Origin of the sequence: Flavobacterium sp. CBA20B-1 (genome assembly GCF_028473145.1) — a bacterium.
GTDB lineage: Bacteria > Bacteroidota > Bacteroidia > Flavobacteriales > Flavobacteriaceae > Flavobacterium.
This window is the reverse complement of record NZ_CP092370.1, coordinates 596,358-622,532: the sequence shown is the minus strand read 5'-3', so window position 1 is coordinate 622,532 and position 26,175 is coordinate 596,358. Positions and strand designations below refer to the sequence as shown.

Below are 26,175 nucleotides of genomic sequence, written 5' to 3'. Positions count from 1 at the left end.
TATTTGTTTGTTGAAAATAGTTTTGATGATTATATTTTTTTTTTGTAATTTCCTAACAGCAAAACCAACAACCCTAATGCTATGAAAAAGATTCTTTTCCCAACCGATTTTTCTGAAACTGCCAGCAACGCTTTTGTGTATGCGTTGAAGTTAGCACAAAGTATTGATGCAGAAATTTATGTGTTGAACACCTACGAAATGCCTATTATTTCAACTACTTCGGCAGGTCAACCAGAACTGATACAAAGTGTTTACACTTCTATTGAGTTGAATCATTTTGATACTTATAAAAAAGAGGTTCCTAAACTACGAGCAGTGGCAGAACAGTTGAATTGTGGCGATATACCACTCACTTTTATTTTTGAAGAAGGTATATTGCTTACAATTCTGCAAAAAATAATTACCGACGAACATATTGATTTTATTGTGATGGGAACCAATGGCAACTCGGGTTTTGAAAAAAAACTATTAGGGTCAAACACCGTTCATGTAATGGAAAATGTAGAAATACCTATTTTAAGTGTTCCTAAAAAAGCAACATTTAAACGTTTGAATCATTTTGGTTTTGCAACAATGCTTCGCGAAAGTGATAAAGCTGGTTTGCAGCAAATTATTAAAATTGCAGCAGCTTTGAATGCAGATGTTAAAGTGTTGCATGTTTTGCGAAAAGAAAACCCAAGCGCAATGGAAGTTTTAAACAGTTGGAAGAAAGAATTTAATGCTACAAACGTAAGCTTTCATACGGTTTTAAATGAAAAATTAGAAGATAGCGTTTTCTTTTTTATCGATGATCAACTGATTGATTTAATGTGTATTGTAAAACGTCATTTAAACTTTTTTGAAAAGATATTTTCAAGTAGTTTAAGTAAGCAGCTATCATATCATGCCGATGTACCTGTTTTGGTATTGAAAGAGCAAATAAACAAGTAATTATTATGAAATTTTAGATTTTCTCAACATCAAATAAATCACCAAAGGCGCGCCTAATATAGATGTTACCGCATTGATGGGCAATATAAATTGTTCTCCGGGTAACTGGCAAATAATATCACACACCACAAGCAGCAATGCACCAATTATGATATTACCAATAAACAATTGAAAGTGATTGGTGGTTTTATAAACAATACGAGTAATATGCGGTACGGCTAAACCAAGAAAAGCTATTGGTCCTACAAAAGCTGTGCAAACGGCTACCAACAAACACGTGATTAAAATAATAAAAAATTTTATTTTTTGTATGTTCAAGCCCATGGTTTTTGCATATTGCTCTCCCATTAATAGCGTATTCAGTGGTTTATTTAATAAAAAAGAAACTGATAAAGTTGTTAAAATAATTGGAACGATAAAGCCTATTTGTTGCCACGAAATATTTCCTAAACTTCCTAAACTCCAAAACGTGAATTTTTTTAGTTCTTCGGCAGTAGAAAAATAAGCCAGAATATTTACAAAAGCACTCGTAAAACTACTAAACATTAAACCAATTATTAATAAAGTAGCTATTTGCCGAACACGTTGTGAAATTCCTAAAATAATAAGCATAACCAAAGTGCTTCCTGCCAAAGCAAAAAGGATAATGGCTACATTTCCGCTTAAATAATTTTGAACAGCCGCAGAAAATAAACTTTTCCCTAAAATACAAATAGCAACTCCCAAACTTGCACCAGAACTCACTCCCAAAATATAAGGTTCAGCCATGGGGTTTTGAAAAAGCGTTTGCATCATCATTCCGGCTATTGAAAGTGCCATTCCCACAACGCACGCAATGATTAATTTTGGCAATCGGTATTCTAAAACAATGTATTCCCAACTGGCTTTTCCCGAGAAATTACCCGTTAAAATATCAATAATATCAAGCACGGGAATACGAACCGAACCAATCATTAAATTGCAAATTGCGGCAATTACCACGAATGCTAAAAGTAACAAATGATATTTTAAATAGTTTTTAAACATTATTTTAGGGGTTCAATAAATACAGGCTTATAATTGGAAAGCAATTCCGGATGAAGAATCGAAATAAAATCTTTTAGCACCAAATCAGGTCGGTTGGGTGCATCTTCATAAAAGACAATTCCGCCAGTTGGTCCTTTTTTTATTGAGTAAGAATAAATTTGTTTGTTTTGATAAGGTGCAAACTTTTCGTAGTGTTTATTCGCTTCCGTCATTTGATTATAAGTGGTAAATTCACCAGGACCAATCCAAATATTGGCATTTAAGGCTTTGTCTAGAACAGCTTCCAATGACAATGACAAACTGCCAGTGCCTTTTGTATGACTCCACAAATAATTTCCACCTGCATCTTTAATAAACGCGGCCATCCAGCTTTCACCTTGTGGCACATACCAAACATCCTGAAAAATAGCGCCGCTTAAAACAGTTGGTTTCTTGCGAACATTCTCTACCAACTTCTTGGCATTGGTGTATTCTGAAACTATATTGTTAAAATATTCATCGGCTTTTTGCTGTTGATCAAATAAAACTCCGAAAAATTTCACCCATTCTGCTTTTCCTAATGGAGAAGTTTCTACCCAATCGGCATTATACAAAACCGGAATGCCGGCTTTTTCAAATTGGTTGAATTTAGATGTTTCACTGTCCATGCTCAACCCAACGATTATTTGGGGCTGCAAATCAACTGTTTTCTCAAAATTAAGATTTTCCTTGTCAGACAATTCTTGAATACCACCTTGCGCTATTTTTTTTCGAACAACCGCAGAAGAAATATAATTCAAATTGGGAAATCCTACTAATTTATCTGAATGATTTAAAGCTACAACCGATGATATATGGGTGGTTGAAGTCACAACCAAATTTTTTACAGGTACTTGAATAAAAGGATATTTCGATAAACTATCAGGAATTTCTTTGTTTGATTTTGCACAAACGTATGTAAATGATTTTTCAGCATTTGGCCAAGGTTTGGTAACTTTCATAACTGTGAAATCGGCATAATTGTGTATTTCTAATCCGTTGGCAAATTCAATTTGGTTGTTAATTTTTTCGTTTGTGAGTTCTGTAGCCTTTTTACAACTGATAAAAGCTATAAAAACCGATAGTAATACATATTTTAAAACATTCATTTTTGTGCGCTTAGTTATGCAAAGATAGTTTAACTAAAGCTTTTATTGAAGTTTATATTTAATTTTCCGAATATATTGAAATGTTAACTGCAAGAAATATATCTTCTATAATTAGATAGATAAGTCTTGGCTTAAAAATATTATTTAAGAAATTTTTTTAGCTAAATGGGTGAGATTAAACATAATTTATGAAGTATTTTTTTTAATTTATTTTCGAAGTTGTTTTATTACTTTTCAATAAAATAGCTATGGAATGGCATCAATACCTCCGAGTTTGAGTTTGCCGTTTTCTTCTTTGAGCCAAAAGCCTAATTGCACACCTTCGTGTCCATCGCCAAATTCATTTTTGTGTTGAGTGGTGTATAAAATTAAGCAATCGCCGTAGTCTGTTGTGTTGGTATAAAAGGTGGTTTCGTTGCGTTTTAACCGTTGCACCAAATCATCATTAAAAATGTTTTGGAAATGCTTGCTGTAAAAGTTTTGCTTATTTACAAAAGGTTCGTGCTCGGGTCTTTCTGTAAAGCACAAATAGCAATATATTTTGTCGGTGCTGATTTGTTGTAATGCTTGTGTATTCTTTTGTTCAATTAAAGCAATGAGCTCTGTGGTAAAAGCTTCTACTTCGGTTTGTAAAGCTTGTTTGGTTTCAAGGGTTTGCATTAAAGCTTTTAAGCCATTTTTTGTACCTTCAAAAAAATTATTCTCTTTAAATTTTGGAATGAAACTTTCATCGATGAGTTGTTTGGTTTCGTCATCGCTTAAAATATTTTCTATGCCTTTTCCGTTGTGGATGCGCATTTGACGGTACTCTTTAGAAATAGCTATTAAAATTCCGTTGTCTTTCCCTTTTTGACCAACGCCCCAAGTGTTTGCCAGCTGAAGCGTGTAGGCTTCAAAATCGTCTTTATCACAATAAGATTGGTCGAGCGTTACTACCACAATTTGTATGGTGGTACGTTTTTCAAAATCATGGACAAGACTGTCTAATTCCTTGATTTGATTTTCATTAAAAAGAACTTCAAAATCGGTAATGTAGCCTTTTGGTTGCCATATTGTTGGCTTAAAAACATATTCGTTTTTGGAATGGCTTAAATTTGCCAAGATAGTACCGTTTTCATATCTTAAAACATTGCTTGTAAAAACATCTTCGCCACCAGCATCTTTTTGCACCTGTTGTAAAATAATCTTGTCCGGCTCTTCAACAGTCCATTGGGTGCGGTATTCGGAAACAAATTTTTCACTTTCGGGATCTTCAATACCCATGTCATTTGTTCTAACTTCTTTTTCTTTTACAATTACAGTGTCTTTCTCAAATTGCAACAAAATATAACGGTTAATTCCCCAATGCTGTGCCCTTACACCGCCATAGCGAACAAAAAACGTTTTCGCAGCGAAGGAAGAAATTGACGGTTGCCTCATTACATTCATCAACATATCGCTTTTTGAACGAGAGATTTCTGATTTTTGTGGTATTTGGGCGCAGACTGTAAAAAACTGGTTCAACAATAAAAGGATTAGGATGTGGTTTTTCATTTATCTAATAGTTAATTAAAACTCCATCCCTTTATTCCATTTATATTGCTCAATAGGTGTCCATTGATTTTGTTTTTCTATGAACCAAATGGTCAATAATGTGCTTTCGTTTACTTCCCAGGTTACTTCTTTTATGGGAATGGATTGCTTTCTTTGTTGTTCGGTAAAATGATTAAACAAAGCAATTCTGAATTCTGAAACAGAAGCTTCATAAAGTGGAAAGGTTTCTTCGTTTACGGCTGTATATTTTTCTCTGATTTGGTCAAAAGTCAATCCTTTTACATCTTGCGGATTGATGAATTTTCTTGTGTTCAATTCAATGATAAAACTGTAAATAAGCGCTTCTTTTTTAGGGTTGATTTCACCCTCAATGTCAAAATAAATAGGTAGTTGGGTTGCGTAATCTATAACTCCTATTTCATCGAAACTTCTTAATTTTTTTTCATTACAATTCTGATCGCATGGAATGAGGTTGTATTTTAATCCTGTCAGCTGGTCTGTAAAAACCGTTTTGCCGTTGGGTAATATTTCGACTGTTCCTATTAATCGTTGTTGTTTTTGTTCTTCCAACGCTTCACATTCTGCACAGGGTTTTTGGGTTTGCCATTCTTCACGGGTAAACCAGCTGTAAGCCAGCCACGATAGTACGAGCAACAATGCTGTGATGGATAGGATTTTTAGGGGTTTCATTCGGTTAGTTCTTTTGTTTTATTCCATATATTTAAGCCTTTTTCTTTTATTTCTTCTCCAGTTTCTTTTAGGTTTTCTGTGTTTGAATACTTTTCTAAATTTACCAAAATGGTTTTAAAATTATCTATGGTTTTAAAAATTTCTTCTGTATGAGGCACATTTTGTTGTTCTAATATTTTTTTCCAATCGATGTTAGACAAAATTGAAAACATATATTTTGTGGCAATTTTACTTAGAAAATATTTGTCATAGAATCTGTTGAGTACTTGGTCTGATTTTCTATTTTTTATGTACTCAATAGATTCGTCTATTTTTTCTTTTTCGGTAGATGAAAGTAGCTGGCTTGTTTTTAATTTGGTTAAGGATGTAATGGCTTTATCATTTTGATTATTTTTTAGGTGTATATAGGTTTCTATAGACCATACAATTTCGTTGTCTAATCCAATTTCCTGTGCATCTTTAAGAAAAATATCAAAATCATTTAATGCGCGTTTTTCGTCTATTTCTCGTTCCATCATCAATCTATCAAATCCTCTGAAAAGGTGATTTAACGCGTGCATGCCTGTATGTGTTTGTTGGTTATTGAGATTTCCCCACCCAAACATTGCTTTAGTATAAGGCAAATGCACGTTTTTGTTATGATTGAGCCAATTGATATTTCTTGATATTTCGTCTTCTGACAAATAGTAAAGTTGTTTTTCAAAAAATAGAAAACCTCTAAAAAATTGTAGCAATGTTTTGATTTCTGAATCTGGAAGTAATTCGGGCTTTGTTTTAGCACACTCGTAAAGTGCCACTTCTTTTCCTAAATCTTGACTTAAAATGACTATGGCGCTTAAAATGGAATGTTCTATATTTTGAACATATAGTTTATCATTTCCTTCTAAATATTTAGTTTGTTTGCTGATAGAATCACCATAAATTGTATTGAAAGCATCTGATAATGTTGGGAATATATCTTCATCAGTTTCTATGATAAAACTTTTCATTTTTTTGTAGTCACGATACATGGAAATATAGTCTAACAGTGATAAGCTTTCTGTATGTTCTATGTCATATTTTATTACTTTATTAAAAATTCTATCCATATCTGCCTTAAAAGATTGAAATTCGGGTGAAATAGTGTTTTTTTCTGCTGAGGCTCTGATGAGTATTTTTCCAAATTTGTAGGTTGTGACTTTGTCAGAATCTAAGTTTTTTAGCAGTTCTTTTTTATCAATGTTTAGTAATTGTTGGTCAGTTTTATCTTTATCAGAACAACTTGTAATTAAGATAATCAGAAGACTAATAAATAGGTTTTTCATAGTTTTAATATAAAATGGTTTCGTCTTTCTTAGTATTTTTCAAGTTCATAAATGGTAGTGTCAGCCATAATTTTGTTAAGTAAATCGCTTTTTAGTTTAAACGCTTTATCATTTTTTGTGATAATATATTTTGAGTTTTCATTGTTTTTTTCAGCTAAAAAAACTCTATTTGTATCCATTTTTGTAATTATTAATTCTTTGTTTACAATCTCCAAATAGCTATCTAGATGAAATTTTGCTGAATTTTTATCTATAACAATTTGAATCTTTGCATAGGCTCGGGGATCGGCACTTTCTTCTTTTATTCTTAGAAAATTCCCCGTATAATTACCATCCCATTCAGTAAATTTCGTTTCAGATGATAGTGGCACATTATAAAGTATATTTTCTTCATATACATTAAAATTGCTTAATGAAATTCTTTTTTCATTCAAATTAAAAGTTTTGAATTGATTTTCATTCGTATATAAGTTGCTTTTATTCAATATTACTCTTGTCAAATAAAAATCACTTGCTGTATTTGAGAATATGTATGAATAAACACTTAGTGAGTCACCAACAATACTATTTTTAGAGAAAGATATTTCAGTATCACTCAATTTAATGTCTGAATAAGAATCCATACCTCCTGATCCTCCTGCGCATTTTAGGCAAGGGATTACATTATCTGACACAATCATTCGTTGATAGCTAGATGATACTTTTTTTTCTAAAACAAAAATTCTTTTTTTATTTGTTTTGAACTCTTCTACGTGGGTATAGATTTTTATTCTATAATTAGGTGATTCAAGAATATTTTCTTTGTTTAGAATGTAGTTTTCTGGGATATAAGAGACAATATTATTGTTTTTCTCTATCATTTGATTTTGAACTTGAATAGAATAATCATAGAAATTTAAGTGACGATCATTTAAAATACTAGAAATCAAATAATTACCGTTTACATCTTTTTCTAGAAGAAGGTGAATGATTGTCTTTTCTTTGTCTTCGAATAATGAAAAGCTAATGCTGTATTCATTTTTATTATATAACGGTTCAATGTCTAAGGTCTTTATTAATGTTTCTGCATCCCAATCTTGAGCTTGAATAAAAGGGTCATAATCCAAAATCAATTCATTATTGGAAGTTAGGCTATCTATTCTATTCAATATACGTTTGGAGAGGTATTTACTTTTTAAATATTGATTTTTCTCAACATCATAAGAACCATAAAAAACGGAATAAAAGTCTTTTATAGTTTGAATGGCTTTTTCTGTATGAACGGTATCTTGTTCAATTTTATTTTTTTTGAAAGTTGCATTCTCTTTTTCAATTACCTTATTTTGACATTTGATAAACGAAAAAGAAAATAATATCATTAAAACGTATAACTTATTCATTATTTTTTCAATTTTTTAAGGTACGATATTCTTTTATTAAATTATTTTCCTTTAATCCGTCGGCTTTCAGTAAAGTTCCGTTACTTCCTTTACTATTTATTATATAATTATCGTTAAATCTGCACTCGTGCTTCCCAAGATATCCAAACATTCCATAAAACAAATAAGCATAATGATTAAACCCAGAAATGTTATAAAATCGTTTACAATTTTCTTTTGTTTCTACAATAATAGTGTCCGTTTTCAAAAATTCATCGAACGGAATTTTTGTCCATAATTCGTGATTTTCTGAAGTAATATTATAACTTACCAAGGTGTCTTTAACCACTTTATTATTTCTAACAATATAAAATTTTAGGGTATCTATCTCTGATTTGTGAAATTTACCCAAAATAATTGTTGGTTTTTCTGTTATTACTTCTATACTATCACATTGTTCAGAAAATTTAATTCCATCTTCTTTAGCTCTGATTTGATTAGTTTTTAAATACCACCAAAACCAAGCCCCTATTAATGCGAACATTAAAACTAAACTACCTATAAAAAATAAACACCCTTTTAAATATTTATTTATCTTCATTATTCATTAATTTTTTTGTCAATACTTCATTTTATATTTATAATTCATTCTAATTTCTATTCCCTAAAATGTTCAATAGCCTTTGGTTTTTCGCTGTTGTTGTAAGGAGCAAAAAAGTAAACCGTGCCAAAATCTTTGGTGTGGTATTGGGTGCTTACATTTTGGTTGCTCAATAAACCCAACCTAAACCTGCCCGAATACCACTTATTGATAAATATTGCAGGTACAACAACAAATTTTTGGCGTTGCAGAAAGTAGCCGTTTTTAATTTTGCCTTTAATGTCGTAGGTTTTTAGGGTAAGGCTGTCGTCGGTATGCAGGCGAACGTTTATTTTTTTGCTGTTTACTACTTTTAGGGTGGCGTAGAGCGGTTTGTTTTTTACTGTTTGGTGCATTTCGGGATTAAAAAATGATGTCTTCCCCCATAATATGTCGTTGTGGTACATAATGGCAAGGGTATCGGTAAGATAGGTGCCGTTAAGTGCCGAAAGGTTTTCGGGCGTTAAGGCTACGTGGTTTGTCGGGTTTTCTACTTTGTGAAACGTAGCACACGATGCCAGCAAAAGCAGGCTACACAGCAGGGTTAAAAATGGCGTTGGGGTTTTCATCTAAAATTGGGTTATTGTTTGCAATATCTTGCAATACATCCTTTTGTAAGGTTCTTTACATACAATCTTCGTTGTCCGTAATGGTAATCTATAGTATCTATTACACCTATCAAAGACTTGTTTTTATGAGAAAAAATACTATCGTTTTTTACAAACAAATACTTTTTGCTAAAAATCATTAAATCCGTAACAGTACAATCATCTCCACAAGATTTCCATATAGAATTTTCTAGGGGGTTTTTGTCTTTACAAAATTGCAATGCGAAAGTTATGATTAGGATGCAGGCTATTTTTTTCATTTAATTTATCGAATTTAATGTTAAAACTATTGTTTAATTAATATCATAGAATCATAATTAAAAGTGTCAACTTTGTAGTTTCCATTTAGTTCGGGTAGGTTGGTATTAAAATGGAACAATTGATCTTCTCTAGTCCATTTACCCTGTGTATATAGGGTGTCGTACTTGGTTTTTTTACTTGTCTGTGAGTTTCCATAAATCAAAACTCTTTGAATATTTATAATAGAATCTGTTAAGTCAAGCTCAATATGTCTTTCAAAAACATTTTCCGGAAGATTATCTATTCCAAAATAATAGCCATTAGAGTAAGTATCTTGGACATTAGCAATGATATCAATTTTTCCTTCGTCATATTTCTGGTTTTTTTTAGTCATAAATAGTGTATCCTGTTTTTTTGTCATACTAGCAAGCCAAATATCTTGCAAATCTATTTGTGAGAAATAGGTAATACTTTTTCTTAAACGGATAGTATCCATATCCCAAACTGTTCCAACTGGCACACCACCACGATTTTTTCTCGCTTGTAATCTTTTATCCTCATAACCTTTTTTTTCAATTTTTTCTGAGACACCAACTGGAGCATTTCCAAATCGTATAAAAAACTCATTTTGAGTTATTTCTGATAATTCAAACTTTCCATTTTTATCTGAAAACGTTTCTCCAACCTTACAGTTTTCTATAGGTTTTCCTTGTTCATCTACTATTACTCCAATCATTTTAGGTCTAACAACTACAGGAGTACAAGAAGTAATAAATATGGATAATATGATCAGTGTTAAAGTTGTTTTCATAGGTGATTCATTTTCAATAGATTGTCTTTTTAATCATTTTTTTATTTAAGATGCTGAATTTGAAGCTTGTACTGGTTTTGTTCAATCTTAAAAACAAGCGTACTATCATTAATCCAAAAATATTTTTCTATGTAATCTAATGCTAAAATGCTAGAAAAATCCAGCAAATATTCAGGTTTTGAATTTGCATTTGTTTTTTCTAAAAAATGAGTACTTGCTTGCCCATTATAGTATCCATTTAGTCGAAAAGTATTTTGTGGTGACGGCAAATAAGAATCTGGATTTCCTATTCTGTTGATATCATCTTTTCCATTTTTTAAGTTCACTAAATAGTTAGAAGAATGTCCACATTCTAATAATAAATAATGATAGGCAGGATAGTAAGCAGATACGCCACATTCTAATAGGTCTGATGTAATTTCTATGCCATTTTCGGCTATGATTTTTTCTATTATGTAATAATCATCTTCAAATTTTCCTTTTAAATTTTTATTTAACCTACTGACAATTAAATCAATATCTGTGATTTTTTCTACACTAGGTTTTGGTGTTATATAAGCTTCATACTTAAGAAATTCATCCTTAGAAATTTCATCTATTATAATTTTATGTTCATTAGATATAACCTCTATATGCCTATTTGTAAATTCACTAAAAACATAACCTTTGCTATGAGAATAACCTGTCTCTGCAATTTCTATCCAATGGTTTTTATTGTTCCAATTTTCAGAATAATGTATAGAAAGGAAATTGAAACGGGTGAGGTTTGGTGCGTAATCTATGATTTCACCATTTAATGTTGGTTTGTTGCGTATATTAACTCCTGAATTTGGCTGAGTTGTTATGATAACTTGGTCCTGAATCTCTTTAAAACCATTATTGGTAATGGAATATTTTTTTCTTGTATAATTTGGATTATGGTAGATGTTATGCATGCCAATGGTAAGAATATTATAATCAACATTAGATTTTACCTCTCTAAATCCTTCTGCATTATTATACGCTACTTCATCTATTTTATCTATAAGGTTTAAGGATTTATCTAAAAGTATGGCAGAATGAATATCCTCAGTAATCCAGTATTTTGATATAAAAAGAACGATTTGGTCATTAATCTCATACTTTCCTGTAATAAAATACTCTTTTTCTTTGAGCGGTTCGAGTGCTAATTTCTTTAAAATTAAGGGTTCGTTTTGTAAAGATATACCTTGCTTTTTTCCTGCTTCAAAATAATTTTTTGAGGGAATTTCTGTAATTATTTGTTTTAATGTTTTTTGCCCAAAAACGAATTGAAATGATAATAAAAAAATCATCATCATTGTCGGGTACAATCTCTTATGCAAGTGTAATATCATTATTCCTCGTTTATAGTTTCCATTTTTTTCAATTTTTCTGCCAATTTATTTGCTTCTTCCATAGAGAAATCTCCCGATATTTGAACTTTACCACCATCAATTTTACTTTGTACTATTGGCATAGAAATCACTTTTTTGTTGATGACGATTGCCAATGGTTTTCCCACATTTTTCTCGCTTGCTTCTGCAAACTTCAACGCACCTGCTTCGGTTAGTTTAACGTTAATGATGGGTCGATGAATATATTCACCAATTTCTGCTTTTGCTGCTTCAATATCGGCTTTTGACACAACGGGATTTTTGGCAAGCACTACATCTTTATACATATATTCATTATTGGATTTCAACACCACATAAATACCGTCTTCTCGCTCTACTGTAAAAGGTTCAAATACATAAGGGTCTTTATTGGCTTTTTTCACAACCAATTCATCAGGGTCAAAATCTACTTTTCTAGTATTATACAGCTGTTCAAGGCCAATTTCTTTCCAATATTTCTTTGGAAAAAATATTTTTTCTCGTATTACATCTGTATAAAATAGGAAAAGCGTTTCATTGATGTGTTCTTTTTTACTCCTTGCTTCTATCTTGTTTACATAGCGATCTGCAATTAGTTTGTTTTGCGGACTTCTATTCCATTTAAACTTAAAGAAAGGAACGTAATCATTTTTTGATTGAAAAATGTAAAAATTAACATAACCATCTTCAAGCGTTTCGTTTCTGGTATTAATGTGTGGATATTTAGGCGGAGGGCCAATCATTGCTTCCGTGATTGGATATGGTTCTTCTATGATTGCTATTTTACTATTGGATAACAAATAAGTTTGCACTTCTTCAAAATCTTTTATTTCTTTGGATGCAGCGGCAATTTGATTTAATTCTTCGTCATAAAAAACGGTTAAATTTTGTTGAATAAAGGCATAAATTTTTTGGCCATTAGTGGTTTTATAGTAGTTGGTGTTTTTGATTTTTTGAGTTGCCAATTTTATTTTCAAATCTTTTTTGGATAAAATATCTACCGTATTTCCGTCGTCATTAGCCGCTGTATTACCAATAATATAATCGCCAGATTGCCAAATGTCTATATATTTTTTTGGTAGATTTTTCCGAATTTCCAAATCCTTGTTATCCATCAAGAATGCGGTGCTATCATTGTAAGCGAACAGGTATTCCTTTCTGTCCATATCGACCAAATAGCTTCCCGCCAAATAATTAAAATTTTCTTTTTTACCGGTTTGTGTATTAATGATTATCGCACCATTATTTTTACTATTGAGCGCTATATATGGCGATTGGTAATGTAATGTGTAGTTTTTCCAATCATAGATGGGCGCAACAATTTCCTGCCCATCAGTATCTACAATACCATACTTGTTCTGCCAGCCAAATTCAAAATACTGTTGTTCTTGAGCCTTGGTGGCGATGGCTGTTAAAAGGAAGATTGTGGTAAGTGTAAAAAGTAGATTTTTCATTTGGTTAGTATTTAAAGCAATATTATCCATTGAATGCTAATTGCTATCCAAATTGGTTTTCTGCTTGGTTTTGTGATGTTTTGCAGACTTTGAATTGTTTTTTCTTTGATGATGTCAAAGAAATTTTGGTTTTCCTTACTAAAATCTACATAGTCTAATTTGATTTTTTTCATTCCGAAAACAATGATTTTTCTTAACCATTTATTTTCCGATTGGTCATTTTTTATCTCTTGGATTAATTTCAGTTTGTTTACGGAAAAATCTCCTGTATTTTTCAAAACTTCGGGTTGTTTTGTCTTGAATTTTTGAAGTCCTTTTTCCAACAAAGGATTGAGTGCGCTTTCCGATTTGTCTGTTATAACTTTGTTTGAGAGTTTTTGCAAGATGTACTTATTTCCGAGTGCAAAAAACAGAAAGGGGCTACCGATACAGATTAAATACCATAAAATAGAGCCGAGTGGACGAGCCAGAAATGTCAATAATAAAAACGGTAACGGACTAGCGTGTCCAGAGTTTCCCGCATTGATATTTTCTGTCAATAGGAAAAATCCGATAATGGCAACAATAATCGTTGAAAAGGTTGCCAAGATATTTATTTTCAGAAAACTGAATAAGTCTGTTGTTGAGAGTTTGGCAATATATTTAAAATTTTCTTTCATTTGGCTTTTGTGATTTTAGATATTTGTTTTTTTTCCAAAGTCCGAAGGACTGATAAGGTTATAAAAAAATTACATTTCATTTCCCAAAAATCCGCCTTGGCGGATGGCATAATTTTATCTGTTTCGACACGCTCAGCACACCGCCTTCGGAGTTTCCATTTATTAATCATTATCAATATTTTTTAATTCGTCTGTTTTTTCGTCAAGTACCTCAATACGGACTGTTCTTGTTGGGTTTCCTTGTTTATCATAGAACGTGCGTTCATTTTTTAAATAATTGTCAAGCCTTATCAAATTTCCATTTTGTGGGTTGTACCATTTCCATTCGCCTGTTCGTTCTCCGTTTATATAATTTGTAATCTTTAATAATTCACCGCTTTCGCCATACCATTTCCATTCACCTGTGCCTTTTCCGTTTTCAAAATTTCCTGTATAGTGCAATTGCCCATTGTCGTAATAAATATTCCACAAACCGGTTTCCTTGCCGTTATCATAATCGCCAACTGCTTTTAGCTGACCATTATCGTAAAAGCGTTGTAATTTTCCTGTGGCTTTTCCATTGCTGTAAAAGCCTATGTTTTTTACTTGACCGTTAGTGTAGTATCCTTTCCATTCGCCTTTTGCCAAATCATTTAGGTATTTCCCAATTGCTTGTAATTGCCCGTTGTCATAATAGAATTTCCATTCATCTATTTTAGCTCCATCTTTGCGAGAGCCAATATATTCAATTTGCCCATTTTCGTGGTACTTTTTCCACTCGCCGGTTTCTAAATTATTGTCATAACTTCCAATAAGCTGTAAAACTCCGTTTTCATTGTAGTTTTTCCATTCGCCAGTTTTTTTATCATCTATATAAAATCCAGATACGGCTAACTGTCCATTTCGATGAAAATAGGTGTAGGCACCATCTTGTTTGCCCTCTTTATAATTGATAATAGCTTTAACTTGTCCATCATCATAATAGTAATTCCATAAACCAGTTTGTAAGCTGTTTATATAATTGCCCGACTTTTCTATTTGTTCGTTTCTGTAATAAGCAGTCCAATTTCCTGTGTGTTTGCCATTTTCATACAGTCCGATTGTTTCTAATTGTCCGTTGTCGTGATAGCGTTTCCATTCTTTTATGGGCTCTCCATTCAAAAAAGTTCCTGTGACTGATAATAGTCCGTTGTCGTGAAAGCCTTTCCAATTACCATTTTCTAAATCGTTTTTATATTTTCCGATAGCTGAAATCTTTCCGTTTTCGTGGAACTCTTTGGATGATCCACTTCTTTTGCCTTTTTTATATTTTGTAATAACTTCTATGTTGCCATTATCATAGTATGCAAACCATTTTCCCTGAAGTTTTCCATTCTTGTATTTGCCTGAGTTTTTTAAATTTCCGTTAGGATGATAATATTTCCATTTGCCGGTTTTCTCTCCATCATTGTTATATCTACCTTCTTGTTTTAAACTGTCATTTGCCAGCAAAGCAATATTTTTGGTTTGTGCAGATGATAGAATAGAAGTGCAGAAAATTAAGAGTGTAAGAATTAGTTTTTTCATTTTCCCTCTCTTTTTCGTTCAATTATATAATAAACATTTGGGTTTGAAACTTGAATAATTGCATAATTCTTGTCTTTAAACGGATAATATAATACTTCAAATTCAGCTCCCATTTCTTCGAAAACAGTGTAAAAAGCTTGGGAAACATTATCTGTAATTACAATGTTTTTAAATTTTAATTTTAGCGGTTCTTGTTCAGCACCCATAAAAATACTTGTAAACCAATCTCCCAAATATCCTTTATGAGAAACACCTTGCGACATACCGCCAATGTTTGTCGAAAATTTTACTCGCTTTTTCTTGTGGAAATAATCGGTGTTGCGCAGAGCGTAAAAACGGTCATTCAAATAATCGTGATTATTATCTTCTTTCAGGTCCGGAAAGTCTATTTTGTGGTAATCGCCCAAGTGTAAAACGCTTAATTTTTCATTGGTATAAAAATAAACTTCGTGGCTTTTTGCTGATATGATATAATCTTTGTTTTTTGTAATTGCATCTGTAATATCTGCTTTTGTCCAGTCTAAATCAGCGTTCAGTTTTTGCAAAGGTTTATTTTCCTTTTCTCCATCAATAGCCCAAGTGTTATAGTGATGTTTTTCTTCGTCTATCAAAAAGCCGTTGACATAGTTATACATATATTCAATAAAGGGAAACTGGTCTTTGAACTTGCCATAGGTATCTGCTGTGCGAGCCAATTTACTAATGCTGTCGGTCACTATTCCGTTGCTGTCTAATTTGTAATAACAGGCGTATTGTTCATTTTTTTTCTTCATTTCTACAACAATATCTCCGTTAAGGGTTGTGTAAAAGTGAGGTTGTTGCCAATCTGTACCATCGTGATAAACTTTGAAAAACGGTTTTATTTTATAATATTGTGATGAGACGCCTTCTTCCAATGTTTTATAATCATTGTATTCTTGCGGTAATGGAGCATTTTGACAACTTATAAATAAAAGTGCTAAAGTTATCTTCATTAAAAATAGGCTGTTATTTATTTTCATAGTTATAGGTTAAAATGGGGTTAGCTTTTTCATTTGTTTTTCCGTTATTCAATTAAATGTTTTTGTTAGCCTTTATATTAGATTATCAAATATGTAAACATATTTTATTTAAACCACCCCAAAGAGGATGAGATGAAATAATTAATAGAAAAATGTTTTCTGTTTTCGTAATTGCCGATACTTACTATTTTTCCATTTTTGTCAAACTCTTTCCTTTCGCCAGCTTTTTCTTCCTTTTCTTTTGTTTTTTTCGATACGCTTCCCAAAAATATTTGAGAAAACCATAAAAACAGAGCAATAGGAAAATCCCTAAACCTGTACAGAATATTGCAACATTCTTGCTGACGGTTTCTTTATGGAGTATGAAATACTCATAGCCTATATTAAGTGTAAAATAGGTTATGAGCGAAAAGGCTATCGGAAAAATCACAAAACAAAATAGCGGTAACAGCACATTTTCGATACCGTCAAATTTGCCTGTCTTTGCCAGTTTGTAAAAAAGATAATAGAAAATTCCTAAAAAAGTAAGTGCTAAAATATTAAAGATGAATGCAAAAGTTTTTATTGGGCTTAGCATTCTTATTTGATTATTATCTATGATTATTTTGACTTCTGTTCCGATGGGTTCTTTGTTTTTTTCGCTAAAAGAAATGTCGCCATATTGTTCTTTTATTGCGCCATTTTCGTCTTTGTAGTTCAACAAAGGTTTGTAAAAAATGTTTCTTCTTGTTTTTGTTCTAGAACTCTTCGCACTTTCCCTAGTCGTATTTGTACTGTCATATTCTTTGTAAGCTGTTATGGTGGCAGATTGTTTATTGGGGTCGGTATTATCTTTTATTGTCGTGTAAAAACTCTGTATAATCGCAAAAAAAGCAATCACTAAATAATAACTTGTAAACCCCGCTAGAATTCCGACTAAAACTCTGATTATAACACGAACCTGCTGATGATTGCGAAACCAAGTGATTACAATAAATAAAGCAAAAAGAACCGCAAGTACTTGTAAAAATACATTGTCGCTTAACTTAAATTCTACCGAAAATGGATGCATATTTTATTTGTTTGATGTGGGTGAAATGGTAAATAGTAATAGTAGGTTTTTCATAATTTTATTGTTTTTGTATCTGTTTTTTAATAGCTGACGCCTCTCGTATCTATACATTCAGCACTTGTGAATTTATTATTTTTTTCATCTATTAGGTGGTCAAGTTTTTGAGTGTTGGCATTGTACACCAATTTGAAAATTAAGGCATCAAACTTATCTGACTTATTGGGACGGAAAGCCAGCGTATTTTTTTCAATTTCATATTTTCCGTTAATGATTTGAACAGTTACATTTGGAGCAATTAAATCACCCTGTCGCTCTGCTTTTTTCTTTCGTACAATGTCATAATCAGAAGTTATCACATTCATTGTAACCTCTGATCCTGGTATATCGTATTCCAAAATAGTATTGGTTATATAAATCCAATTTTCTATCTGCTCTTCCGATTGAAAATTGAAACACCGTTTTTCTTCATTTGCGGGTAAATCCTTAAGTTCTGGAAATTGCTCTGGTAATGGCGCTGGCACTGATTTTTCGTTCACCGATTTTTTTTGCTGACCAAATGCAGCGGTGCTAACGAATAATGCGAGGATAAATAATAGTTTTTTCATAATTTTTAAATTTTATTCAAATATTTCGGTTTCTTCATTAAAGTGATAAACCCGTTCTGTATATTTCAGAGAATTAGAAAAATTTGCCTTAAAATATTCTTGTATTAATGGATTGAATGAAACTTTTATGTCTTTTCCTTTTTTTGGCAATTCTATTGTAAACCCAAAATATTTTAAATCTTCTTTTATCTCTTGTTTTGTTCCTATTTTTGTAAAGTCACTGATTAGATTATTGATGAAAACGTCAAAATTAGAAGTATAATCCAATAAATAACCAGTTCTTGCTTCTGTCAAAATTTGATTTTCGTACGTAAAAAATTTGAAATCGTTTTGATGAGTTCCGCCATTGCTTCCCATAACGCTAGAAACAGCAATTAGTTTTTTGTTGTCTAAATTCCAATATGTGATTTCATAAATCCCAAATCCCGACTGTCCTTCGGTGTAACTTTGCTCCATTCTCAAATAACCATTTTGTCTGTCATAATCTAAGCTGTATAGCAAATCATCTTTTGTAAGTGTTTTGTTTTCAATTAGTTCTTTTCGTTCTAAATAGCTTAGATCATCTACATAATTTGATGGAATGGAATAAAAAAAATCTATGATATTTTGTGCCTTACTTTGGCTTGCAACAAGCATTATCAAAAAAAGTATAATTAGTTTTTTCATTAGCTATTTTTTTTTGGGGTATTCTTCAACGCCGGCTTTCACTTTAGTTGAGTGTACTTTGTTAAATTCTATTGGTTTAGCCTTTTTAGGCAGTTTAGGGCAATGATTAATGAGGGTATCTGTTTTAAAACGGCGATAATAACGGTGATGATACGTCATTTTAGCATAATAATTAACCGTGTCATTTTCACAAAAATCAATGCTAAATGTTGCTATTTTTTCATCTTGAATTTCAGATAAAAAATGTATGCTTGTTGGCCCGCCATCGTCTTCTTCATTTTCAATAAAGTGAGCAGTGTTACTACCTAAAAAATTATCTGTATAGTTGTAAAAATCTAAGTCATAGATTATCGAAACGCTTGAACTATCGGCGTTAAAATTTCTGTATTTTTCTTCATTTCCCAAAAACTCTTGGTTCATTCTATTTATTGCGATTTGTTTAATTATCGAATGAATGCTGTCTTTATTTTTTACTGGATTTTTGATGAAATACATACCACTATAAACTTTTGATTCTATTACTTCCATTTTTGTAAAAAACACTAAATCAACAACTTTGGCAACAAACAATATCCCAATCAAAGACATAGCCCAAATAACTCGCGTTTCCTTTTTGCTAATCCAAAGGATTATTTTATACAAAATAAAAACTGAAACAAGAATTATCAGTAAAAGTAGTATCAGAAAAATTATCATTTATTTGATATATATTTTTGTTGTAATAACGCAGTGATTTTCTTTAATGCAATAAACAGCAATAAGCCTAAGAAATACCCTGTTAAAATCGCACAAAAAACACCTATTAGTATGGCTGAATTCGTGCTCCACCAATCTTTTACGGAATTAACAAACCAAAAACAAAGGGTTGATATGATGCTTGTCCCTACTACACATACAGATATAAAAAAAGTTCTAAATCCTTTGCTGACTGATTTTTGCTGAATGCCTACCAATACAGAAGTGGACAATATGCCAGCGCCAATTAACCCCATGGAAATAAAAATAAAAAGTAAACAAAGTACAACTCCAATGATTATAGCAATTGCAAAAAATAGGGCACCCATCAGGATTATAACAGTAAGAAAATCATCGTCATTTTTAAATGAATCAATAATATATGGCGAATAAATACTAACAAAATATAGTAATGCTTTCATATGTTTATTGTAATTTTTCTATACTTTATTTAGCAATCATAACTATAATAAAAAACCTCTTCTAGTATGTTTTCAAGCCTTTCAATTTCTTTATTATTTACATTGATTTTATTGAGTTGAACTTTGAACTGTTTTTTTCCGTCAGGAGAAATCCACAAACCATTCATGCCATTTGCTTCTTTGTTCAATAAAAGAATACCTGTATTAAAGTCTTCAACTAATGTTAACTGTTTACTATTTTTTTGATAAGTAGGATGTAATAAAATCCAATCGTGTTCTTCACTTTTTTGATATTTATAAATGGCAATTATATCAGTTCGTGGGCAACCATCTTCATAGGTTTTTAGATACATAGAAATTTTAATATCATTGTTTATAACGCCCTCATAATACTCTTGAGTTATTATATTTTGTGCCATAAAATTTACAGACAATAGTAAAAATAGAATTGGTAATAATTTTTTCATTTTTTTTTGATTAATGTTGTAATACATTTTATTTAAGGTTTTGGCTTTGTGTTTAATTGGCAATTGTGCGTAAAAAAATACTTGAATGGAAGTATTTTTCAATGGTGAAATTCAAAAAGGAACTCTGCCCTTAATAACATTGCAAAATTGCCCAAGCATTATCAAAGTTTTTGACTGCTAAATCGTTATCTTTAATCCAAAAATAGATGCGCCCACAGTCACCCCACATTGTTCCCACATCATCAGAACTATCCATTTGGAAAAGTAAATTCCAATCTTGAATATTTTTTTCTAATTCCTTACTTTTTGAGCTTTGATAACCTACAGGACTACCGCAATTAATTCCATTTGTTACCAATTCGCATTCTAGCTCCATTCCACCTTGCACGTTATTTGAATGGCCAAGAAGTTTAAATACTTCATCTTGATATAATTCTTCCATCAAATTTTCATAGTTGGTTTCTTCATCATCTTCCAAAACCATATTATCTAGTAAATCACTTTGATAATCTAACATATCTATAGTAGATTTAAAACTTAAAGAACAACTATTAAAGAACGAATATTCATCTAAGTTTTTTGGTTTCTGTTTACGCTCTAATGCAGAAAAATCACCATCATAAAAGAAAACTTTTGCCCCTTCTTTATCTTTTGGATCAAATCCCCATACCTCTTGATCGGCATCGTAAAAGAAATATAGCATGCCTTTTTTTGGTAATTTTTGATCAAGGTCCAATTCAGTAACCTCACTCAAGTTTATTTGAGCCAAAAAAGACATTGGTTTTTGTTGATATTCAAACCAGCTTGTTACATTTGGCAAATCTGGACATCCACCAATTTTTGATTTTCCAATTTCAATATTCTCATCCTCGGTAATCACAGGTGAAATTAGAATACTATTTTTGAGATTAGGTTCTAATATAGTCCATATTCTCTGCAAGTTATTTTTGTTGAATAACGCTTTTAATTCTGTCTTATTCATTTAAATGTTATTTATAATGTGTCAAATCTCCTGAAAAACTATTGGCTGCTTGTAATGCTGCATCAAAGTTGGGCGTTGTGATGAAAAGATAGCAATTTATTTCATCATCATCTGCCATAATTTCTTTCATTTCTGCATAAATTTCATCGGTAAGGTAGAGTTGTTCAGGTTCAGATGGGGCATCATAATATGAGTTGCCATAACTCCTTTCGGGTTCAGGAAGCGCATAGTTGATGGACAATGAAAACGTAATGATTTTTGATTTTTCGATGAATTTAAAGTTTACCCCTTCGCCTCTAAACCCTTCTGGATGGAGTTCTGGTTTTCCAAAATCCATTATCAATTTATCCAAAATGTTGGTTATGTTTTGGGGTGTAGCATAACTTGTACTTGCATACGCCATGATGGCTTTTTCGTCTTCCCAATCAGTGATAATTCCAAGGCTTTCGAATGATACTCCGGCAAATTTTGACAACGGACGATCTTGGCTCATGGATATAGTTGTATAATTAATATACCCCATGTCGATTGAATCTCTTGAAATCCATTTTTCATCTACTTTAACATTGAAATCTGAATTTCCACGAAAAATGTCTTCATTTTGAAAGAATTTTTCAATGTTTAAATCAAAATTAAATTGGTCTAAATCCAGTGGTTTCTTACCGTATTCTTCTGTATTTCCTGCACAAGAATTCAATAAAAGTAAAAACAAAACTGTGCCTATTGATAGATTGATTTTCATAAAATTATTGGATTAGATTTCCTTGGTAATCGTAAAATTGATCATTTATTTCAAAAAAAGTAATGGTGCCATCATTTTTGATATCAAGATAATTACCCTCTGGGTTTGAAGGCATGTTTTTAAGAACCTTTCCGTTAGTATCGATCAAATAAACATTTCCATCTTTTTCTACCATAGCGGCTCCTTGATAAAAATCAGTTGCTTGGGTGTACACTGCTTGCAAAATTTCCTTTCCCTGTGAATTGAGATAACCAAAAAGTTTTCTGTTTTCCTTAAGAACCGAAAAAACGATGCGTCCCTCTTGAAGATAGCCTAAATCTAAATATTTTGGAGTTACAAGTATTTTTCCTTTCAAATCCATAAGACCACGTAGCTCATAATAGCCTTTTTCTACACTATAATCAACCATTTCAGGTGACACCATATCTATTGGAACTTCGCTAAGCGGTATGCTTAACATTCCGGATTTGTCAATCAACCCAAATTTTCCATCTCGGGAAATGATTACCACATTTGGGTTACCTTCGTAATACGAAACATCTGTAATTTTTTCTGAAGTTTCGATTTTCTGTCCATCAATTGTTTGGAATTCATAAAAACTTCGTCCACGTTTGGAACGATTCAAAACAAAAATATTTCCTATCAAATCAATCCCATCATATGCATATGGAATAATTTCGTCTTTTCTATTTTTCAATATCCCTTGGTATTTATTTTTGTCCGAGAAAACAGCATAATTTTCATCTATATTTTTCACGAATTCAACACCTTGTGGAAGTTTTTCTAGTTTCTTGTTTTTCAAATCCAAATAATAACCCACAGAACCATCTTCTAGCATTTCATAGTAAAAAAGACTATCTTTTGCGTACAACCTTTCATAATTAGCAGGAATGATGATTTTTGAATGTTGATCCATTAAACCGTATTTTTCTTTTGTTTGATCATAGAAAACTTGAACTTTTTCGAGTGGTTCATATTGAATTACAATGGTATTGAGTGAAAGTGTTTCTTCAGAATCCGAAAGGTAAAAGTTGAATGTATTGATTTCATTTGGATATGAAATTTCAACCGTTTGATAAAGAGGCCAATGAAGATCTTCATGTTTATTTTCAAATGCACGATATCCCTTTACCATTTCATCAAACTCCTTGTCCTTCAACTGACCCATATCATTTATATCCTTCAAATAAGCTTCAATTTTATTTTTATAAAGAAAACTGGATTCTGATATTGCCTTCAGTATTTTCAGTATTTCTTCTTTTCCAGAGGCATTCATAGCTTTTATCATCAGGTTTTTTGTTGAATTTAATTCCTCAATGATGACGGGATTTATGCCCATTACAGGATAAGATGAGTAGCTGTTGTGATCGACCGGGATGCCATTTTCAGTGACTCCTTGTACTCCTTTAATTTTACCGTACAATTCCATCGGAATTTTCAGCCCAATTCTTTCTGCACCGATGGTGTCGATTTTGATGAGATGCTTTTGATATAAAACCGAATCTTTTGCCGACCTATTTAAAACCAATGTGTCCAAACTTTTGGGAAACGTATAGTCAATTTTCACCAAAAGGCTATCCGCTCGTTCTAGTCCAATTTTTATTGGTGATAATCTTTTATTTTGGGCATAAATTTCTTTGATTTCATATTGCAATTCATTGGTTTCTAAATAGGAAAAATCATAGTCATAATTCTTTGTTTCAAAATCAAAAGTTGAGTGCGGAAGTTGGTATTTCTGTACCGTGAAAACCACATCTTTTATATGTTGAAAATCCAATCGAATTGAATCTTCATTGGGTAAACGAAACCAATCTGCCGTGTCTATTTCTTCCTTCATTTCGCCATTACCAAAGCCAAAAGACATCGTAAAACAAAAGGTAAGGTCACTTACTTCATCTACTTGATTTTGAATGAAATCCACATCTTTTTGAAGTTGGTTTTTTAAGGAACTTTCTGAAAGACTTTCCATTTCGGCTAGATATTCCGTTTTGGATTTAGCTTTTTCAAAATTCATTTCTGAACAAGAAACAAGAAAAACACATACAAATAGTGTTAGTAGGTATATATTATATTTCATCACTTTTGGGTTGTGAATTATTAGTTTGAATATATTAAATTTTAAGCATTAATAACATTTTAAATTTATCAAAACCCCTTTAAAAGAAAAGCCTATGCATGATAAGACAATACAAAGGCTTTATATAGGCATAGGTTGATTAGTTGCTTAGGTGTGGATATTTTTCAAAGAATTTCTTTTTGAAGTAACGCCCCAATAGTCCAAATTTCGCTTGGGTATCCATTGCGTTTTTCTCAAATGCTAGGGTTGTTTCGGGCATCCGTCTCACCTCGTTATAGTACAGAATATCGACCGGTTTTCCGTCAATGTCAATCGATAATTTGTTTGGTTTTTGTTGCATAATGGCCGACATACGGGTCACTTTTTCTGCATTGGTAATGGTGCCAACACGCGCATTGAGCAATCTGGTTTGGTCAAAAATCAAATGTTCTTTGGGCGCGCCTTCTTCAAAAAATAAATAATGTAATTCATCGCCACTCAAAACCAAATAGCTGGCATGGTCAGCTTCTTGATATTTTGCTTTTACACCTACTGCTGCCCATGCAACCGTTTTGGCTGCCGTGGCTGCAGCTGAAGCTACTTTGTTACCTACTGTAGTAATATGCGCACATTCAGTAAAAGCGTCAATGGGCGCACCTTGCATTTGTTTCTCTAGAGATGAAAAATATTTTGCAATCAATTCTTGTTGCATTTCAGGTGTTTTATTCAAGGCATCATCTCCTGAATATTTTTGTGCTGCGTTCTTTTGCTTGTTCATCATATAACGCATATATATGAACGATACTACAAAAAGTGCAGCAACCATGATGATAATTGTTGGTGACATAAATAATTTATTTTAAATGGTTTACAATTTTTTGGTGGGTATGATTTTCTCGCTTTCATCTTCATCTTTACTCCACAATACAAAAATGGCAGCGAGTAATCCAATGACCAAACTGATAATGGCAGCGACGGTTTTTCCAAAAATTCCGACCATAAAGGAAGCAATCAAAATGACCAAGAAAAATTGTCTTCCGCTCAAGTCGTCAAAGAAAAACATGGTATAAGCCAAATAGACAAATGTTGCCAAAACCACCAGTGCCGAAAAAAGTTTGTATAGGAATTTCATTTTACTCTTCTTCGATTAGCATATTCAACTTCCCGTCTTTGTCGGTTTTGTAATCGATTTCGTAATACGTGGTTTCTATACGGCGACCATTCATTTGTGTAGCACCCGTTTTAGGCGTTACTTGCAACACGATATGGTGCTCTATAAATCCTTCTTCTTGTACTTTTAATCGATAATCACCAATACCCGCATATTCATACTCCTCGGCAGGAATCATGGTGGCAGCTTCTGAAATATACATCGGAACTTTTGACAAATCAAACTCACTATAAGGCAAAGAATGTACTTTACCCACGTATTCATCATCTTCACGCTCTACTTTAAGTTCAGGTGAGAGGACTAAGGTTACTCTTTCCACTTTCTTTTCTTCTCCCGGTTTTCCCAGTGTTATGGTTACTACGTTGGGTTCGTTGCTAAATCCATCATGGCTACTTACAATAAAATTAATTGCATGCACCAAATCCTCAGTTTTGATATTTTTGTCGATTTCTGACTTTAATTCGGTGACTTTTTCGGGTTGTGCCAAGTCGTATTTTTCAGATGAATTGAGTAAATCACAACTTTGCAGGGTTAAAATACTTGCCGCAGCAAATAAGGCGAATGTTTTTTTCATTATATTTAATTTTAATAGTTTAACACCTCTTCATATTTAATTTCACTTTCTATAATATTTGGATTATCAGGGTCATAATACAAGACAACTTTATCTCCTTTTTTGTAATTATTATCTGACCAACCATCTTCACGTCCTCTAAAATTTACAGTTTTGAAAGTTTGTGATTTTTCTTCTTTAAATTGTACTGTATAAATTACATCAGCACCTTTCCCTATTCGTCCATTGGATTCGGTTGTAATAATTTCGGCTTCGGCACGTACATAATTTTTTAATTGTTCTTTTGTTTCTGTTTGTTGCTTGGCTTTGTCGCTGTTTGGTCCGTACATAAAAAACACGGCACCTCCTAAAACCAATACTACCAAAACAATAAATCCAATTTTTGCTCCTTTACTTTGCATATTA

Annotated in this window: 28 protein-coding genes; 1 reads left to right on the top strand and 27 read right to left on the bottom strand. The window is 32.0% G+C overall.

The genetic code is table 11. The features are described from left to right. Window positions 1-81 precede the first annotated feature (81 nt). A complete protein-coding gene (locus MG290_RS03160) occupies window positions 82-930 on the top strand; it encodes a universal stress protein (RefSeq protein ID WP_264562461.1) in 849 nt (282 codons plus the stop codon). 3 nt (window positions 931-933) lie between these two features. On the opposite strand, the gene MG290_RS03155 is transcribed toward MG290_RS03160, so the two are convergent. From MG290_RS03155 to MG290_RS03025, 27 genes are all read right to left on the bottom strand, one after another. Then, the gene (locus MG290_RS03155) at window positions 934-1,956 is read right to left on the bottom strand and encodes an iron ABC transporter permease (RefSeq protein WP_264562460.1); all 1,023 of its coding nucleotides are present in this window, start codon (window positions 1,954-1,956) and stop codon (window positions 934-936) included. Beyond that, entirely contained in the window at window positions 1,956-3,083 is a 1,128-nt protein-coding gene (locus MG290_RS03150) for an ABC transporter substrate-binding protein (protein ID WP_264562459.1), read from the bottom strand. Before MG290_RS03150 ends, MG290_RS03155 begins: the two co-directional genes overlap by 1 nt. Window positions 3,084-3,329: 246 nt before the next feature. Further along, on the bottom strand, window positions 3,330-4,616 hold the full coding sequence (locus MG290_RS03145) for a TPM domain-containing protein (RefSeq protein WP_264562458.1): 1,287 nt from the start codon (window positions 4,614-4,616) through the stop codon (window positions 3,330-3,332). Window positions 4,617-4,631: 15 nt separating this feature from the next. Further along, window positions 4,632-5,306 (bottom strand): hypothetical protein, encoded by a 675-nt coding sequence (locus MG290_RS03140; protein WP_264562457.1) that lies wholly within the window; start codon window positions 5,304-5,306, stop codon window positions 4,632-4,634. Continuing rightward, window positions 5,303-6,610, bottom strand: a complete 1,308-nt coding sequence (locus MG290_RS03135; RefSeq protein WP_264562456.1) for a short-chain dehydrogenase — start codon at window positions 6,608-6,610, stop codon at window positions 5,303-5,305. Before MG290_RS03135 ends, MG290_RS03140 begins: the two co-directional genes overlap by 4 nt. A gap of 29 nt (window positions 6,611-6,639) precedes the next feature. Beyond that, window positions 6,640-7,989, bottom strand: a complete 1,350-nt coding sequence (locus tag MG290_RS03130; RefSeq protein WP_264562455.1) for a YbjP/YqhG family protein — start codon at window positions 7,987-7,989, stop codon at window positions 6,640-6,642. Between the two features lie 7 nt (window positions 7,990-7,996). Beyond that, entirely contained in the window at window positions 7,997-8,569 is a 573-nt protein-coding gene (locus MG290_RS03125) for a hypothetical protein (RefSeq protein ID WP_264562454.1), read from the bottom strand. A gap of 56 nt (window positions 8,570-8,625) precedes the next feature. Further along, a complete protein-coding gene (locus MG290_RS03120; protein ID WP_264562453.1) occupies window positions 8,626-9,177 on the bottom strand; it encodes a hypothetical protein in 552 nt (183 codons plus the stop codon). Between the two features lie 325 nt (window positions 9,178-9,502). Beyond that, on the bottom strand, window positions 9,503-10,267 hold the full coding sequence (locus tag MG290_RS03115) for a hypothetical protein (protein WP_264562452.1): 765 nt from the start codon (window positions 10,265-10,267) through the stop codon (window positions 9,503-9,505). A gap of 41 nt (window positions 10,268-10,308) precedes the next feature. Then, the gene (locus MG290_RS03110; protein WP_264562451.1) at window positions 10,309-11,586 is read right to left on the bottom strand and encodes an SH3 domain-containing protein; all 1,278 of its coding nucleotides are present in this window, start codon (window positions 11,584-11,586) and stop codon (window positions 10,309-10,311) included. Between the two features lie 35 nt (window positions 11,587-11,621). Further along, window positions 11,622-13,094 (bottom strand): SecDF P1 head subdomain-containing protein, encoded by a 1,473-nt coding sequence (locus MG290_RS03105; RefSeq protein WP_264562450.1) that lies wholly within the window; start codon window positions 13,092-13,094, stop codon window positions 11,622-11,624. 11 nt (window positions 13,095-13,105) lie between these two features. Continuing rightward, window positions 13,106-13,753 (bottom strand): hypothetical protein, encoded by a 648-nt coding sequence (locus MG290_RS03100; protein WP_264562449.1) that lies wholly within the window; start codon window positions 13,751-13,753, stop codon window positions 13,106-13,108. A gap of 162 nt (window positions 13,754-13,915) precedes the next feature. After that, window positions 13,916-15,298, bottom strand: coding sequence for a toxin-antitoxin system YwqK family antitoxin (locus tag MG290_RS03095; RefSeq protein ID WP_264562448.1), 1,383 nt, complete (start codon window positions 15,296-15,298; stop codon window positions 13,916-13,918). Then, the gene (locus MG290_RS03090; protein WP_264562447.1) at window positions 15,295-16,272 is read right to left on the bottom strand and encodes a hypothetical protein; all 978 of its coding nucleotides are present in this window, start codon (window positions 16,270-16,272) and stop codon (window positions 15,295-15,297) included. The genes MG290_RS03095 and MG290_RS03090 overlap by 4 nt, the downstream gene beginning before the upstream one ends. 211 nt (window positions 16,273-16,483) lie before the next feature. Continuing rightward, a complete protein-coding gene (locus tag MG290_RS03085) occupies window positions 16,484-17,350 on the bottom strand; it encodes a TMEM199/VMA12 family vacuolar ATPase assembly factor (RefSeq protein WP_264562446.1) in 867 nt (288 codons plus the stop codon). Between the two features lie 80 nt (window positions 17,351-17,430). Further along, the gene (locus tag MG290_RS03080; protein WP_264562445.1) at window positions 17,431-17,955 is read right to left on the bottom strand and encodes a hypothetical protein; all 525 of its coding nucleotides are present in this window, start codon (window positions 17,953-17,955) and stop codon (window positions 17,431-17,433) included. A gap of 12 nt (window positions 17,956-17,967) precedes the next feature. After that, the gene (locus MG290_RS03075; protein ID WP_264562444.1) at window positions 17,968-18,621 is read right to left on the bottom strand and encodes a hypothetical protein; all 654 of its coding nucleotides are present in this window, start codon (window positions 18,619-18,621) and stop codon (window positions 17,968-17,970) included. A gap of 3 nt (window positions 18,622-18,624) precedes the next feature. After that, window positions 18,625-19,263 (bottom strand): hypothetical protein, encoded by a 639-nt coding sequence (locus MG290_RS03070; protein WP_264562443.1) that lies wholly within the window; start codon window positions 19,261-19,263, stop codon window positions 18,625-18,627. A gap of 50 nt (window positions 19,264-19,313) precedes the next feature. Next, entirely contained in the window at window positions 19,314-19,778 is a 465-nt protein-coding gene (locus MG290_RS03065) for a hypothetical protein (protein ID WP_264562442.1), read from the bottom strand. A gap of 29 nt (window positions 19,779-19,807) precedes the next feature. Next, the gene (locus MG290_RS03060; protein ID WP_264562441.1) at window positions 19,808-20,245 is read right to left on the bottom strand and encodes a hypothetical protein; all 438 of its coding nucleotides are present in this window, start codon (window positions 20,243-20,245) and stop codon (window positions 19,808-19,810) included. A 130-nt stretch (window positions 20,246-20,375) separates the two neighbouring features. Then, a complete protein-coding gene (locus tag MG290_RS03055) occupies window positions 20,376-21,227 on the bottom strand; it encodes a YwqG family protein (RefSeq protein ID WP_264562440.1) in 852 nt (283 codons plus the stop codon). Between the two features lie 7 nt (window positions 21,228-21,234). Continuing rightward, complete coding sequence (locus MG290_RS03050) at window positions 21,235-21,969, bottom strand: hypothetical protein (protein WP_264562439.1); 735 nt, start codon at window positions 21,967-21,969, stop codon at window positions 21,235-21,237. Window positions 21,970-21,973: 4 nt separating this feature from the next. Continuing rightward, entirely contained in the window at window positions 21,974-23,983 is a 2,010-nt protein-coding gene (locus MG290_RS03045) for a WG repeat-containing protein (RefSeq protein WP_264562438.1), read from the bottom strand. A 202-nt stretch (window positions 23,984-24,185) separates the two neighbouring features. Next, the gene (locus tag MG290_RS03040; protein WP_264562437.1) at window positions 24,186-24,872 is read right to left on the bottom strand and encodes a hypothetical protein; all 687 of its coding nucleotides are present in this window, start codon (window positions 24,870-24,872) and stop codon (window positions 24,186-24,188) included. Between the two features lie 21 nt (window positions 24,873-24,893). Beyond that, on the bottom strand, window positions 24,894-25,157 hold the full coding sequence (locus MG290_RS03035; protein ID WP_264562436.1) for a hypothetical protein: 264 nt from the start codon (window positions 25,155-25,157) through the stop codon (window positions 24,894-24,896). Between the two features lies 1 nt (window position 25,158). Further along, window positions 25,159-25,770, bottom strand: coding sequence for a hypothetical protein (locus MG290_RS03030; protein WP_264562435.1), 612 nt, complete (start codon window positions 25,768-25,770; stop codon window positions 25,159-25,161). A gap of 11 nt (window positions 25,771-25,781) precedes the next feature. Further along, on the bottom strand, window positions 25,782-26,171 hold the full coding sequence (locus tag MG290_RS03025) for a DUF3592 domain-containing protein (protein WP_264562434.1): 390 nt from the start codon (window positions 26,169-26,171) through the stop codon (window positions 25,782-25,784). Window positions 26,172-26,175: the final 4 nt, after the last annotated feature.